This is a genomic window from Corallococcus aberystwythensis, from assembly GCF_003612165.1.
GTDB lineage: Bacteria > Myxococcota > Myxococcia > Myxococcales > Myxococcaceae > Corallococcus > Corallococcus aberystwythensis.
Genome location: NZ_RAWK01000250.1, coordinates 1 through 14,817 on the forward strand (window position 1 = coordinate 1; position 14,817 = coordinate 14,817).

Consider the following 14,817-nt stretch of genomic DNA (forward strand, 5'->3'; position numbering starts at 1 on the left):
GCGCCCCCACGCAGCCGAACACCCACCCCGACGCGCCCACGCTCACCACCGGCGACCACCAGAGCGAGCCCGTCATCGTCGCCAGGCCCGACACCGCGAGCAGCGCCACATAGTCCCACCAGCGGCACGCGCGCTCCACCGCCGTGCCCACTCCCGCGAACACCAGCAGGTTGAGCCCCAGGTGCAGGGCGTCCCGGTGCAGGAGGTTGGCCGTCAGGAGCCGCCACCCCTGCCCCGCGTCCGTCACCAGCGGCCCGGACTTGGCCCCCCAGTGGAGCAGCACGTCCACCCCGGGTGGGCCTCCGGAGGCCACCATGGTGTAGAGAATGGCCTGCGCCGCGATCAGCGCTATCGTGAGCCCCGGTATCCTGCGCTCCCCACCCTTTCCGGCCAATCGACCGATGGACAACAGTGCTTCCCTGACCCTGGGATGGGCGAAAAGCCCTGTTGTTCTCGGGGGATACATGGCTTGTCTCGGCAAAGGGCATTCTGCTATAGCTGTACTCGGACCGGACCCGTGCTGAAGCTCATCATCGAAGACGACGAGGGGCGCAAGACCGTTGTTCCCTTCGTGCGCGACGAAATCACCATTGGCCGTCAGGAGGGCAACACGATCCGCCTGACCGAGCGGAACGTGTCACGTCGACACGCCCGGCTGGTGCGCCTCAATGGACACGTCGTGCTCGAAGACCTGGGGAGCTACAACGGCACCCGGATCAACGGTGAACGCGTCGCAGGCCAGCTCCCTCTCAAGGAGGGCGACCTCATCCAGATTGGCGACTACGATCTGGCACTGCAGGTCGAGGGCACGGCCAACGCCGCCGCCCCCGCTGGCGCCATCACCGCCAAGGTACCCGCCTCCCGCCGGCCAGAGCCGGAACCGGAAGAGGACGAGGACGACCGCGGCGGCCCCGCCCCACGCGACACCATGGTGGATGGCGAGGACGAGGCGGAGGACGATGAGGACGGCGACGAGCCCGGCCACACGCCCGTGTCCGCCGAGGCGCGCCGCAACGCCACGTCCATCATCCGCATGGACCAGATGGAGGCGGACCGGCCCCGGCGCGTGGAGCGCGTCCCGGAGGACGAGCAGCCCCGCCTGCTGGTGCTCGCCCCCAACGAGTTCAAGGGCCAGGAGTACGACTGCAACCGCACGGAGCTGCGGATCGGCCGCACGTCGGAGAACGACGTGGCGCTGGACCACCGCTCGCTGTCCCGCACGCACGCGAAGATCGTGCGCGAGGAGACCGGCGAGTGGCGCGTCATCGACATGCAGTCGGCCAACGGGATGACGGTCAACGGTGAGAGCTACGCCCAGGCGACGCTCGCTCACGGTGACATCATCGAGATGGGCCACGTGAAGCTGCGCTTCGTGGGGCCGGGCTCGCTGGCGGAGGACATCGCCGCGCAGGGCCGCTCCGGCTCCAAGAAGATGTGGGTGGCCGCCGTCATCGTGTTCCTGTCCATTGGCGCGGGCGCGGCGCTCTTCGTGGTGAAGGGGCAGGACCTGCTGCCCAAGCCGCCGGAAACCACGCCCCCCGTGGCCGCCACGGATCCGCAGCCCATCCCGGAGCCCCCGCCCCAGGCGAAGCCCCCGGAGACCGTGGCCGCGAATCCGCCCGCGACGCCGGAGAAGGCACCGGGGCCCCCGGCGGATCAGCCCTTCCTGGACGCGCTCCAGGCGGGCAAGTTGAACGCCGCCGGCACCGCGCTCGAAGCGCTCCGCAAGGCCAAGGCGCTTCCGGCCGCGAACCTGGACGGGCTCCAGGCGCGGCTGGACAAGGAGCGCAAGGCGGAGAAGGACCTGGCCACGACGCGCCGTCTCCTCAAGGCCAACGACGTGGACAACGCGACCCGGAGCCTCGCGGGCGTGCCCGAGGACACGGTCTTCGCGAAGGACCGTCTGGCCCTGAACGAGCAGCTGACCGAAGCGCAGCAGAAGGCCGCGCAGGAGACCCAGCTGACGGAGACCCCGCCGCAGGACGACCCGGGAACGACCGCCACCGCGCCCAAGAAGTCCGATGAGAAGCCCACGTCCGAGTTCATGCAGAGCATGAAGCCGGCGGACGTGGCCAAGAGAATCGGCGACATCCAGAATCAGGTCCTCGCCCTGACCAAGGCCCAGGACCCGAACGGTGCCCTGGAGATCGCCAAGGACTGCGCGGTGCTCGCGCCCAAGGTCCCCGAGTGCCACCTCATGCTGGGCGCGGTGTACGCGAAGCTCAAGGACCGCAAGATGGCCGAGCGGCACTACGAGACGTTCCTCACGCTCACGCCCGAGGGCTATCCCAAGCGGGACCTGGTGATCCAGGCCCTGACCAAGATGACCGGAGAGCCACGGCATCAGGCGCAAAATCCCCCCGCCACGAAGAATGGCGAGTAAATCCCCGCAGCACTTCCCTCAACCCTGCAGCGAGGAGACGCTGTGCAGATTCGCATCCTGGTAGTTGATGACGAGCAGGACAACTGCGACTACCTCAAGCTCGTGCTGACCCGTGAAGGCTACGAGGTCGTCACCACCACTGACCCCACGCAGACGGTGGACATTCTCCGGGGCTCCGACTTCCACCTCGTCATCCTCGACATGATGATGCCGCAGATGTCTGGCACCGAAGTGCTGGAGCTGATCCGCAAGTACGACACGGACATCGCGGTCATCGTCGCCACGGCCTACCCCACCGTGGACACGGCCGTCGCGTCGCTCAAGGCGCAGGCGTCCGACTACGTGAAGAAGCCCATGGAGCCGGAGCAGTTCACGGCCGCCGTGCGCAACGCGTTGCAGAAGAAGGGTCTGTCCCAGGACCCGGAAGCAGACCTGCACCGCGCCATCGGCCGCACCATCCGCGACGCGCGCAAGACGCAAGAGCTCACGCTCAAGCAGCTGGCCCGCCGCACCGGCCTGTCCGTGTCCCTGTTGTCCCAGATTGAGCGCGCGGAATCCTCCGCGTCCATCTCGTCGCTCTACAAGATCGCCTCCGCGCTCCAGCTGCGCATGGGCGAGCTGTTCGGCGACACCTAGCGGCCGGTGAAACGGGGCGCGCGCTTCTCCAAGAAGGCCGCGCGCCCCTCCTTCGCATCCTCGCTGCCAAACGCCTCGCCGCGCACCTGACGCAGGTGCGCGACGTCCTCCGGGGACACCCCGGAGCGCGAGAGCAGCCCGAACGCCTCCTTCATCCCCGACACCGCCCTGGGCGCCCCCGCGGCCAGCGTCGCGCACAGCGCCAGCGCGCGCCCTTCCGCGTCCTCGGGGCACTCATCCAGCAAGCCCCACGCGAGCGCCTCCGCCGCCGGCAGCCGCCGCGCGGTGAGGAACAGCTGCTTGGCGCGTGACAGCCCCACCAGGCGCACCGCCCGCGCCAGCCCCTCCGGCGAGTACACGATGCCCAGCCGGGCCGGAGGCATGAGGAAGAACGCGTCGGCCGCGCCCACGCGGAAGTCGCAGGAGGCCGCCAGGTCGAAGCCCGCGCCCACCGCGCCGCCCTGCACCAGCGCCACCGACGGCGCCGGGTGCCGCTCCAGCTTCAGCAGGCACGCCACCAGCGGGTCATCCGGCAGCCGCCCGTCCGCGCCCGGCGGCCCCAGGTGCGTCAAGTCATAGCCCGCGCAGAAGTGCCCGCCCTGGCCGCGCACCAGGAGCGCGCGCACGTGGCCCGCGGGCTCCAGCGCCGCGTCCAGCCGGGCCAGCAACGCGTCATTCAGCGCGTTGCGCCGCGACGGGTTGGAGACGGTGAGCACCCGGACACCGCCCTCGCGATCCTCCACCTCCAGCGTGGGCTCCATCCTTGGAGCCCGCGGCTACCCGAGCACCACGAGGACGTCGCCCTCGTTGACCGCCTGCGCTTCCTTGCAGCGGATCTCCTTCACCGTGCCGCCCTCTTCGGCCTCCACCGGCATCTCCATCTTCATGGACTCGAGGATGACGAGCGTGGTGCCGGCATCCACCGTGTCGCCCACCTTCACTTCGATCTTCCACACCGTGCCCGTGATGTGCGCCGCAACGTCCGCCATGAACCGTCCCTCCTCGGGTGGGAAAACTTAAGGCTTCGCGTGATGATCCAGGAAGTGCGTGTCCAGCTCGCCGGCGCTGAAGGCAGGGTCCTTCAGGATGCGCAGGTGGAGCGGGATGTTCGTCTTGATGCCTTCGATGCGGAAGGACTCCAGCGCCTTCACCGCGCGGGCAATGGCCTCGTCGCGCGTGGCGCCGCTGATGATGAGCTTGGCGATCATCGGGTCGTAGTTCGGCGTCACCACGTCCCCTTCCGCGTAGCCGGAGTCCAGGCGCACGCCCTCGCCCGTGGGGGGCTGGAAGACCTTCAGCGGGCCGGGGGACGGGAAGTACTTCACCGGGTCCTCCGCGTAGATGCGGAACTCCAGCGCCGCCCCTTTGCGCTTCACGTCCTCCTGCTTCACCGTCAGCCGCTCGCCCGCGGCGATTCGCAGCTGCCAGCCGATGAGGTCCAGGCCCGTGGTCAGCTCCGTCACCGGGTGCTCCACCTGGAGCCGGGCGTTCATCTCGATGAAGTACACCTGCCCGTCCGAGTACAGGAACTCCACCGTGCCCGCGTTCGCGTAGCCGAACGTCTTCGCCGCGGTGACGGCCGCCGTGAAGAGCGTGTCCGCCAGCGCCGCGTTCCGTCCATTGGCGAACAGCACCGACGGGGCCTCCTCCACCACCTTCTGGTGCCGGCGCTGGATGGAGCACTCGCGCTCCAGGCCGTGGATGAGGTGGCCGTGGGTGTCGCCCAGAATCTGGACCTCGATGTGGCGGGGCGCCGGGAAGTAGCGCTCCAGGTACACGCCCTCGCGGCCGAAGGCGGCCTTCGCGCGGTCCGTGCACTGGCGGTAGACCTTCTCCAGCTCCGCGGGGTTGCTCGCCGCCGCCATGCCGATGCCGCCACCGCCGCTGGCGGCCTTGCACAGCACCGGGTAGCCGATGCGCTCCGCGGCCTCCAGGGCGCTCTGCACGTCCGGAAGCACGCCGTCGCTGCCCGGCACCACCGGCACGCCCGCGGCGGACACCAGCTTGCGCGCCTGGCTCTTGTCCTTCATCCGCGCCATGGCCTCCGGCGGCGGGCCCACGAAGGTCAGCCCCGCGTCCGCGCACGCCTGCGCGAACTCGCCGTTCTCCGACAGGAAGCCGTAGCCCGGGTGCACCGCCTGCGCGCCCGTCTTCTTCGCGGCCTCCAGGATGGCGGGGATGCTCAGGTAGCTGTCCTTCGCGGGCGCGGGGCCGATGCGCACGGCCTCGTCCGCCTCCTTCACGAAGGGCAGGTTCACGTCCGCGTCCGAGTGCACCGCCACCGTCTTCACGCCCATGCCCCGGGCCACGGCCCCGATGCGACGCGCGATTTCACCCCGGTTGGCGATGAGCAGCTTCTGGAACATGGCAGGCACCCTGGCGGAACGAAGGGCGGCCAAACTAACCCCCACCCCCTTGACTGACAAGCGTCCGGGCAGGTGCGCAACAGGTCCGTACAGTCCCGTAAATTTGCGGACTTGCGAACCCCTGGCGTACCTTGCCCGACGTGAAGCCTCCCTCGACAGGAACGCACAGCGTCGTGGACCTGCATGGTGCCCGCCGCGCCCGCCGTCTGGACTTGTACCGGAACCGGCTCAACCAGCGGCAGCAGGACACCCGCGCCAATCTGGTGACGCTCTACGAGGGCGGCACCCTCTTCACGCCTGACGGCACGCAGCAGGGCCGCTCGCTGCTCAAGGCCCTGCAGCTGTTGCAGCGCGCCGGCACCCGCCTGGAGGAGCTGTCCGGCGACGGCCTGCTCCCCGCCCCCAGCGCGTCGGAGCGCATTGACGCGCTCTACGACGAGGTGGACGGACTGTTCACCAAGTGTGACCGCCTCACCGGCAGGGGCACGGCGAGCGTCGCCCGCCTCCCCCGCGGTTAGCCTTCCCCGCTGCCTGAGCTACGGCAGCTCCGTCTGGCCCTGGCGGCGCAGGAACGTGGGGATGTCGAACTGATCCTCGTCCAGGGGCAGCGCCGCGTCCTTCACCACGGCCGTGCGCGCGCTCTGCATGGACTTGGGCGTCTCCACGGTGGACATCGTCGGACGGGGCGTGCTCTTCGCGGGCACCAGGCTGGCCACCTCCTCGCGCGGCGAGGACAGCGCCATCGGCGGCGTGGAGGGACGGCCTACCAGCGGAACCTGGACCACCTGCGCCATGGAGCGCACCTTGGGCGCGTCCCGGTGCACGAAGCCCGTGGCGATGATGGTGATCTTCACCTCGTCCTGGATCTGCTCGTCGATGAGCGACCCGAAGATGATCTCCGCCTCGCCGTCCGCCGAGTCGTGCACCAGCGTCAGCGCCTCGTTGACCTCCTGCAGGGTCATGTCGCGGCCGCCGGTGATGTTGATGAGCAGGCCCGTGGCGCCGTCGATGGAGACGTCCTCCAGCAGCGGGCTGGAGATGGCCTGCTGCATGGCGGTGATGGCGCGGCGGTCACCACAGGCGTGGCCCGTGCCCATGAGCGCCAGGCCCTTGTCGCTCATGATCGTCTTCACGTCCGCGAAGTCCACGTTGATGTAGCCGTGGTACTGGATGAGGTCGCTGATGCCTTGCACGGCGTTGAGCAGGACCTCATCCGCGCGCTTGAAGGTCTCCAGCAGCGGCATGGGCTCGTTGGAGAGCGACAGCAGGCGCTGGTTGGGAATGGTGATGAGCGTGTCCACCGCAGCCTTGAGCTCCACGATGCCCTGCTCGGCCTGCTTGCGGCGCTTGTTGCCTTCGAACAGGAACGGCTTGGTGACGACGCCCACCGTGAGGCAGCCCAGGCTCTTGGCGATGTCCGCGATGATGGGCGCGGCGCCCGTGCCGGTGCCACCGCCCATGCCCGCGGTGACGAACACCATGTCGGCGCCTTCCAGCACCGCGGCGATCTGATCGCGCGACTCCAGGGCGGCCTCGCGGCCCATCTCCGGGTTGGCGCCCGCGCCCAGGCCCTTGGTGAGCGCCTGGCCCAGCTGCAGGCGCGTGGGAGCCTTGCTCGCGGCGAGCGCCTGGACATCGGTGTTGGCGGCGATGAAGTCGACGCGGTCCAGCTTCGACAGAATCATCGTGTTGACCGCGTTGCAGCCCGCCCCGCCCGCGCCCACGACACGAATCTTCGCGGCCTGCTTGTTCTGCTCGAACTGGTCCATGTCGTCCTCGTGGCGGAAGCACCGCGGCGCCGTCCGCGGAAACACCCACCGTCGACAATCATCAGGAAGTCGGGCGCTTTGGCAAGTATTCCGCTACCAGCCTGTAGCGCCCTGCTGCGCGACCGAGTCCTGACGCCCACTTACGCGTGTGGCATCGCCGGGCATGCGGACATCTCGCGCGCGCAAACACCCTCTTGACTCGCGCGCGGTGACTCGCCGTGGTCAGTCGTCCGCGCGTTTCGCGCGCGCATGACGTGACAGGACGGGGCGCGGATGACGAAAAGGCCCGGCTCCCTCGGGGGAACCGGGCCTTCCGTGTTTCATTCCGGGAGTGAAGCGCTACGGGGCGGGCTTCTCCACTTCCACCTTGCCCATCCGCGTGATGTTGAACTCCACGCGGCGGTTGTTCTCGCGGCCCGCGGCCGTCTTGTTGGTGTCCACCGGCTTCGACTCACCGAAGCCCTCGGACTCCAGGCGCTCGCCCGCGATGCCCTCGTTCATGAGGAACGTCTTCACGCTGGCGGCGCGGCGCTTGGACAGGTCCAGGTTGGCGGCATCGTTGCCCTGGCTGTCCGTGTGGCCCTCGACGCGCAGCAGTTCCACCTGCGGGTTGGCGCGCAGCACGGCGGCCACCTGCTTCAGGATGGGGAACGAGCGCGGCAGGATGACGTCCTTGTTCGTGGCGAAGTAGACCTTCTCCAGGATGAGGATGCGCTCGCCCTCGACGAGCACCTTGACCTTGCCCTTGTCGGGGCAGCCGTCCTCGTCCTCCACGCCATTGATGGTCTCCGGCTCCAGCGGGCACTTGTCCGCCGTGTCGGGGATGCCGTCCTTGTCGTTGTCCGGATCCGGGCAGCCGTCCTCGTCCTGGAAGCCGTCCTTGTCCTCGGGCGCGTTGGGGCACTTGTCGTCCGGGTCCATCAGGCCGTCGCCGTCCGTGTCCACCGGCGCGGGCGGAGGCGGCGCGGGCTTCGTGTCCGGGCAGCCGTCGGCGTCCTCGAACCCGTTCACCGTCTCCGGCTCGTTGGGGCACTTGTCCGCCGTGTCCACGATGCCGTCGCCGTCGTTGTCCGGGTCCGCGCAGCCGTCCTGGTCCTGGAAGCCGTCGAAGTCCTCCGGGCCCTCCGGGCACACCGGCCGGGGCGGCGCCGGGGCGCGCTCCGGGGTGGTGTAGGCCATGGACGCGAGCACGCGGAAGGTCGGCGTGCCGTAGCCGTGCGTGAGGCCCGGGCCCGCGCCCACCTGCGCGGACAGGCCACTGGGCGCGCGGTACTTCAGGGCCGCGAGCAGCTCCAGCGGACGCTCCTCCTCGTTCTGCTCCTTGAAGCCCAGCGCGCCCACCAGCGAGGCCTGGACGGCCAGCGGCAGGTCGCCCAGCGGAGCCTCCGCGCCCACCCCGTACGCCAGCGCGCTGCCGACGTTCAGGTTGCGCAGCTGCTGCGCCTTGCGGATGTCCACGCCCACGTTGGCGAGCACGCGGAAGCGCTTGCCGTACTCCGCCACCACGCGCGGGTTGACGGACACGCCCGACCCACCGAGGAAGTCCGAGGCGCCGCCGGTGGGCAGCGACACGGGCACCACCACGGACAGGCCGTAGTTGTCACCGTCCAGCAGCCGCGCCTTCGGGATGAGGCGCAGGTCGCCGATGCCGCCCCCGCTCACCCCGTTGGCGAAGGAGGAGTCCACGGTCGGCGAGTTCTCCGAGCCCTGGATGGTGATGGGCAGCACGACGCCGATTTCGAACCGGTCGTAGATGCCGATGGCGCCCATCAGGTCGAAGCCCACCTGGCTCTTCACCAGGGAGGTGACGTACGTGTCCGTGCGGGGGTTGAAGAAGTTGAGCGGCTTGTCGGCGTAGTTGACCGACAGCCCCACGTTCCACCCCAGGTGCCGCTGCACCTTCGCGCCGTGCACCGCGAGCACGTCCGCGACGCCCGGGCCCGGCTTGTACTGCTGCACGTCGATGGCCTGCGACGCGCCGGTCGCCTGCGCGTGGGCCGTGGTGCCCGCGAACAGGGCCGTGACGAACACGGCCAGCGCCCCACCCGCGCGCGCCAGGAAGGCCCCGGCGCGGCGGAAGCGGCGGCCCACCAGGGGCAGCGCCAGCAGCATCAGCGCGAAGGGCGCCAGCGAACCGGAGCCGCCCGTGTTGCAGCCGTGGCCCACCACCAGGAACTCATCCAGGAAGTCATCGTCGGCGTCGAGCGGGTCGGTGCCGCCGTTCACCTCCGTGCCGTCGTCGCGGCCGCCCTGGTCGGTGTCCTTCATGGTCGGATCCGTCTCCGTCGCGTCACGGCGGCCGTCGTGGTTGGCGTCCTCTTCGCCGTCCTTCAGGCCGTCGCCGTCCGTGTCCGGCTTCTTCGGATCCGTCTTCGTCGAGGGGTCCGCGTCCGGCTTGAAGTTCGGGGACGTCATGTCGGTGCCCGGCGGAGCGGTCTCCGCGGTGACGCCCGACTCCGTGCCGTCGAGGATGCCGTCGTTGTCGCTGTCGGGGTCGCGCGCGTCGATGAGGCCGTCGCCGTCCGTGTCGGTCAGCCCGTCGAGGCCGTCCGGCACGCCGTCGTCGTCGGTGTCGGAGTCGAACGGATCCGTCCCCTTCTCCAGCTCCGTGGCGTTGTCGATGCCGTCGCCGTCCGCGTCCTGGTCGTCCGCGGGGTTGTTCGGGTCGGTCTCCAGCACATCCACGCGGCCGTTGTGGTTCTTGTCCTCGATGCCGTCGAACACGCCGCCGTGGTCGGTGTCGTTGTCGAGCGGGTTCGTCTTGGTGTCGGGGTCCTGATCCGCGACGAACTTCTCCAGGTTGGTGTCGTCACCCTGGGGCTGGGTGAGGCCCAGCTCCAGACCGTCCGTCAGGCCATCCTTGTCCGTGTCGATGTCGTTCGGATCCGTCTCCGCCGGGTCCTTGAGGCCGTCGTGGTTGGCGTCCTCGTTGCCGTCGAGCAGACCGTCGTCATCCGTGTCGCCGTCCAGCGGGTTGCTCTTCGTCGAGGGGTCCTTGTCCGCCGCGAACTTGGACGGGTCGGTGTCGTCGCCCTGGGGCTCGGTGAGGCCCAGTTCCACGCCGTCCGTCAGACCATCGCCGTCCGTGTCGATGTTGTTCGGGTCCGTCTCGTCGGCGCCGACGAGGCCGTCGTGGTTCTTGTCCTCGTTGCCGTCGAGGATGCCGTCGTCATCCGAGTCGTCGTCGAGCGGATCCGTGCCGCCCACCTTGACCTCGACGCCGTCGGGGATGCCGTCGTCGTCGGTGTCCGGGTTGTTCGGATCCGTGCCCTGGGTGACCTCCTCCACGTCCGGCAGGCCGTCGTTGTCCGTGTCCCGCGTGCCCGCCTGGTCGACGGTGAACGTGGTGGTCGCGGTCGAGCTGTTCGTGCCCGCGCCGTTCGTGGACACCGCCGTGACGGTGTACGTGCCGTCCGCCAGCGGGCCGGGCAGCGCCTGGCTCCAGTTGCCGGAGGCATTCACCGCGATGGGGCCGTAGTTCGTGCCCTGGAACGTCACCGTGACGGACGTGGCGTTCGCGGAGGTGCCCGTCACCGTCACGGTGGTGGTCGTCACCGTGGTGCCGTTGACCGGCGTGGTGATGGCCACCGTCGGGGCCGGCGTGTTCACCGTGAAGGTGGAGGTCGCGGTCGTGCTGGTGTTGCCCGCCGCGTCCTCCGCCACCGCCGTCACCGTGTATGAGCCGTTGGCCAGGGGGCCGGGCAGAGCCTGGCTCCAGTTGCCGGAGGCATCCACCGTGATGGAGCCGTAGTCGATGCCACGGAAGGTCACGGTCACGCTCGTCGCGCCCGTGGTCGTCCCCGTGACCGTCACGTTGGGGTTGGTCGTCGTGGAACCATTGGCCGGCGTGGTGATGGCCACGGTCGGGGCCGGCGCTGCCACCGTGAAGGTGGAGGTCGCGGTCGTGCTGATGTTGCCCGCCGCGTCCTCCGCCACCGCCGTCACCGTGTAGGGGCCATTGGCCAGCGGGCCGGGCAGCACCTGGCTCCAGTTGCCGGAGGCATCCACCGTGATGGAGCCATAGTCCGTGCCCTGGAAGGACAGGGTCACGCTCGTCGCACCGCCCGTGGTCGTACCGGTGACCGTCACGTTCGGGTTCGTTACCGTGGTGCCGTTGGCCGGAGTGGTGATGGCCACCGTCGGCGCGGTCGCGTCCACCGTGAAGGTGGAGCTGTCAGGAGGGCTCTGGTTGCCCGCCGCGTCCGTGGACACCGCCGTCACCGTGTAGGTGGCGTCGGCCAGGGGGCCGGGCAGCGTGTAGCTCCAGTTGCCGGACGCATCCACCGGGATGGGGCTGGAGGCCGTGCCCTCGAAGGTCACCGTCACGGAGGTGGCGCCCACGGAGGTGCCGGTGACGGTCACCGTGTTGGAGACAACCGTCGCGCCGTCCGCCGGAGCGGTGATGTCGACTTCCGGCGTCGTCAGGTCCACCGTGAAGGTGGTGTCGTCCGGCGGGCTCTGGTTGCCCGCGGCGTCCGTGGCCGTCGCGGTCACGGTGATGGAGCCCTCCGGCAGGGACAGGGGAAGCTGGTAGCTCCAGTTGCCCGAGCCGTCCACCGGGGTGGGGCCGTAGTTGTTGCCGTTGTAGGTCAGCGTCACGGACGTCGCGCCCGTGGACGTACCGGTGACGGTCACCCTGTCGGTGCCCACCGTCGAGCCGTCCGCCGGGGTGCTGATGGCGACGGTCGGCGCGGTCAGGTCCACCGTGAAGGTGGAGGTCGCGGTCGCGCTGGTGGTGCCCGCGCCGTTCACGGACACCGCGGTCACGGTGTACTCGCCCTCATTCAGGGTACCGGGCAGCGTGTAGCTCCAGTTGCCGGAACCATCCACGGGGATGGAGCCGAGGCTCGTGCCGTCGAAGGTGAGCGTCACGGAGGTCGCGTTCGTCGTCGTACCGGTCACGGTCACCGTGCCGGTGTTCACCGAGGTGCCGTCGGCCGGCGTGGAGATGGCGACCGTGGGGACCGTCAGGTCCACCGTGAAGGTGGAGCTGTCGGGCGTGCTCTGATTGCCTGCCGCGTCCGTGGACACCGCGGTCACGGTGTTGGAGCCCAGAGGCAGAGACACGGGCAGCGTGTAGCTCCAGTTGCCGGAAGCATCCACGACGGCGGGGCCATACTCCGTGCCGCTGTAGGTCAGCGTCACGGACGTCGCGCCCGTGGAGGTACCCGTCACCGTCACCGTGCTGGTGCCGATGATGGCGCCGTCGGGAGGCGTGCTGATGGCCACCGTCGGTGCCGTCAGGTCCACCGTGAAGGAGATTTCGTCCGGCGTGCTGGTGTTGCCCGCCGCATCCGTGGCCGTCGCGGTCACGGTGTACGAGCCATCCGCCAGCGGGCCGGGCAGCGCGTAGCTCCAGTTGCCAGTGGAGGGGTCCACGCTGAAGGGGCCGTGGCTGGCACCGTTGAAGACGAGCGTCACGAACGACGCGCCCGTGGACGTGCCCGTCACCGTCACGTTCGGAGTGTTGAGCGTGGAGCCGTCGAGCGGGGTGCTGATCGCCACCGTCGGAGGCGTCTGGTCCACCGTGAAGGTGGAGGTGGCGGTCGTGCTGTTCGTGCCCGAGCTGTTCGTGGACACAGCGGTCACGGTGTACGTGTCGTCAGCCAGCGGACCGGGCAGCGCCACGGTCCAGTTACCGCCGCTCAGCGTCGCGGGGTAGTCCGTGCCCTGGAACCTCACGGTCACGCTCGTCGCGTTCGTGGCCGTACCGGTCACCGTCACATTCGGGTTCGGCACCGTCGAACCGTTGGCCGGAGTGCTGATGGCCACCGTCGGCGTCGACACTGCCACCGTGAAGGTGGAGGTCGCGGGGGTGCTGTCGGTGGTGCCGTTGGTGGACACCGCCGACACCGTGTACGGGCCGTTGGCCAGCGGGCCAGGCACCGTGAACGTCCAGTTACCGCCCGTCACCGCGATGGGGCCGTAGCTCTGCCCGCCCAGCGTGAACGTGACAGTCGTCGCGTTCGCCGCCGTGCCGGACACCACCACGTTGGTGGGGTTCGTCACCGTCGAGCCATTGGCCGGCGTGGTGACGGCCACCGTCGGGCCCGCCACCGTGAAGGTGGAGGTCGCGGGGGTGCTGTTGGTGGTGCCGTTGGTGGACACCGCCGACACCGTGTACGGGCCGTTGGCCAGCGGGCCAGGCACCGTGTACGTCCAGTTACCACCCGTCACCGCGACGGGGCCGTAGCTCTGCCCGCCCAGCGTGAACGTGACAGTCGTCGCATTCGCCGCCGTGCCAGACACCACCACGTTGGTGGGGTTCGTCACCGTCGAGCCATTGGCCGGCGTGGTGACGGCCACCGTCGGCCCGGCCACCGTGAAGGTGGAGGTCGCGGGGGTGCTGTTGGTGGTGCCGTTGGTGGACACCGCCGACACCGTCTGCGAGCCATTGGCCAGCGGGCCAGGCACCGTGTACGTCCAGTTACCGCCCGTCACCGCGACGGGGCCGTAGCTCTGCCCGCCCAGCGTGAACGTGACAGTCGTCGCATTCGCCGCCGTGCCGGACACCACCACGTTGGTGGGGTTCGTCACCGTCGAGCCACTAGCCGGCGTGGTGACAGACACCGTCGGATTGGTCGACACCACCGTCCAGGTGTAGGTCGCTGGCGTGGGGTCCACGTTGCCAGAGCTGTCCACGGCGCGAACCTGCAGCGTGTACGTGCCCGGGCTCAGGTTCGAGTACGTCTGGGGCGTGGGGCATGCGGTGAAGGTGCCGCTGCCCAGGTCGCACTGGAAGGTCGCGTCCGCCTTCGTGGCGGTGAAGGTGAAGGTGGCGGTGGTGCTCGTCGTTGACGACCCCGAGCCCGTGCCCGGACCGCTGGTGATGGTCGTGTCCGGGGGAGTGGCGTTGACCGTGAAAGTGTTGGTGTTGCTCTTGGCGCTCGCGATGCCTTGAAGCTCCGTGTACGCGTACACGGTGTGGTTCGCGTTCGTCAGGACGGTGGGCTGCGGGAAGCTCCAGTTGCCCGCCGCATCGGACGTCGTCCGGCCGATTTCGACGCCATCCACGACGACGACGACGAGCTGGTTGCCACCGCCCGGCGTGGTGCCCGTGTACGTCGGCTTGTTACCCGTGGTGGAACCATTGGGCGGCGTCGTCACAGTGGGAGTATTCGGATTTGCTGGAACCAACGGCCCCGTCAGGGTCGTGATGACACCCGGGTTGCCCGGAATCGCTCCGTAGGTCGGTCCGAACGGGGAAGTGGTCAGGAGCTGCGTCCCCGCCTCACCTCTTGAAACAGTCGGGGAGCAGGCTCCCGAGCCACTCTGGAACAAGATGCGCCCACCGCCACCGCCACCGCCCGGGCCGTGCTCATCGTAGTTGGCGATGCCACCCCGCCCACCGTTAGCCGACACCGAACCGGTGCCGCACGACAGGTTTCCCGAGACGCGCAGGTACAACAGACCACCCGCTCCACCGCCGCCCGCCGCATCATTGCCATTGACCGGGAAGCCTTCCGAAGACGTGCCCACCGTCGTATCGGTGCCCTGCGCGCCATTCGCCGAAATCGACCCCGCTCCCGAAATCGACGCAGCAACTCAAACTCCAGCTGCGCGCAGCGCTCCTTGGGGTGGTACCAGCGCGCCGCGTCCTGGAGCGCGTAGCAGGTGCTCTCCAGCGGCCCCAGGGCCAAGTCGGAGGCATGCGCGCAGCAGT

9 protein-coding genes are annotated in these 14,817 nt (G+C 69.4%); 3 read left to right on the forward strand and 6 right to left on the reverse strand.

Annotation, left to right across the window (positions count from 1 at the left end; genetic code table 11):
* Positions 1 to 409 (reverse strand): rhomboid family intramembrane serine protease (locus tag D7W81_RS31980; RefSeq protein ID WP_244227558.1); only part of this gene is annotated, 409 nt, incomplete at its 3' end.
* Positions 410 to 517: 108 nt separating this feature from the next.
* Here D7W81_RS31980 and D7W81_RS31985 point away from each other — a divergent pair.
* Positions 518 to 2,383, forward strand: a complete 1,866-nt coding sequence (locus D7W81_RS31985) for an FHA domain-containing protein (RefSeq protein ID WP_244227559.1) — start codon at positions 518 to 520, stop codon at positions 2,381 to 2,383.
* A gap of 42 nt (positions 2,384 to 2,425) precedes the next feature.
* Positions 2,426 to 3,019 carry a response regulator gene (locus D7W81_RS31990; protein ID WP_014398871.1) on the forward strand — a complete coding sequence of 198 codons (594 nt, stop codon included), beginning with the start codon at positions 2,426 to 2,428 and terminating at the stop codon, positions 3,017 to 3,019.
* On the opposite strand, the gene D7W81_RS31995 is transcribed toward D7W81_RS31990, so the two are convergent.
* From D7W81_RS31995 to D7W81_RS32005, 3 genes are read right to left on the reverse strand one after another with little or no spacing between them, the layout of a single operon-like run.
* A complete protein-coding gene (locus tag D7W81_RS31995; protein ID WP_120559195.1) occupies positions 3,016 to 3,780 on the reverse strand; it encodes an enoyl-CoA hydratase/isomerase family protein in 765 nt (254 codons plus the stop codon). The two genes, D7W81_RS31990 and D7W81_RS31995, sit on opposite strands and share 4 nt — an antisense overlap.
* Before the next feature lie 15 nt (positions 3,781 to 3,795).
* Complete coding sequence (locus D7W81_RS32000; RefSeq protein ID WP_120559196.1) at positions 3,796 to 4,008, reverse strand: biotin/lipoyl-binding carrier protein; 213 nt, start codon at positions 4,006 to 4,008, stop codon at positions 3,796 to 3,798.
* A gap of 27 nt (positions 4,009 to 4,035) precedes the next feature.
* Positions 4,036 to 5,385 carry an acetyl-CoA carboxylase biotin carboxylase subunit gene (locus tag D7W81_RS32005; protein WP_120559197.1) on the reverse strand — a complete coding sequence of 450 codons (1,350 nt, stop codon included), beginning with the start codon at positions 5,383 to 5,385 and terminating at the stop codon, positions 4,036 to 4,038.
* A gap of 173 nt (positions 5,386 to 5,558) precedes the next feature.
* Between D7W81_RS32005 and D7W81_RS32010 the strand changes: the two genes are divergently transcribed.
* The gene (locus D7W81_RS32010; protein WP_233585132.1) at positions 5,559 to 5,903 is read left to right on the forward strand and encodes a hypothetical protein; all 345 of its coding nucleotides are present in this window, start codon (positions 5,559 to 5,561) and stop codon (positions 5,901 to 5,903) included.
* 18 nt (positions 5,904 to 5,921) lie between these two features.
* On the opposite strand, the gene ftsZ is transcribed toward D7W81_RS32010, so the two are convergent.
* Together ftsZ and D7W81_RS32020 are read right to left on the reverse strand one after the other, a co-directional pair.
* On the reverse strand, positions 5,922 to 7,154 hold the full coding sequence (gene ftsZ, locus D7W81_RS32015; protein ID WP_120559201.1) for a cell division protein FtsZ: 1,233 nt from the start codon (positions 7,152 to 7,154) through the stop codon (positions 5,922 to 5,924).
* A 339-nt stretch (positions 7,155 to 7,493) separates the two neighbouring features.
* Entirely contained in the window at positions 7,494 to 14,261 is a 6,768-nt protein-coding gene (locus D7W81_RS32020) for an Ig-like domain-containing protein (protein WP_147445693.1), read from the reverse strand.
* Positions 14,262 to 14,817: the final 556 nt, after the last annotated feature.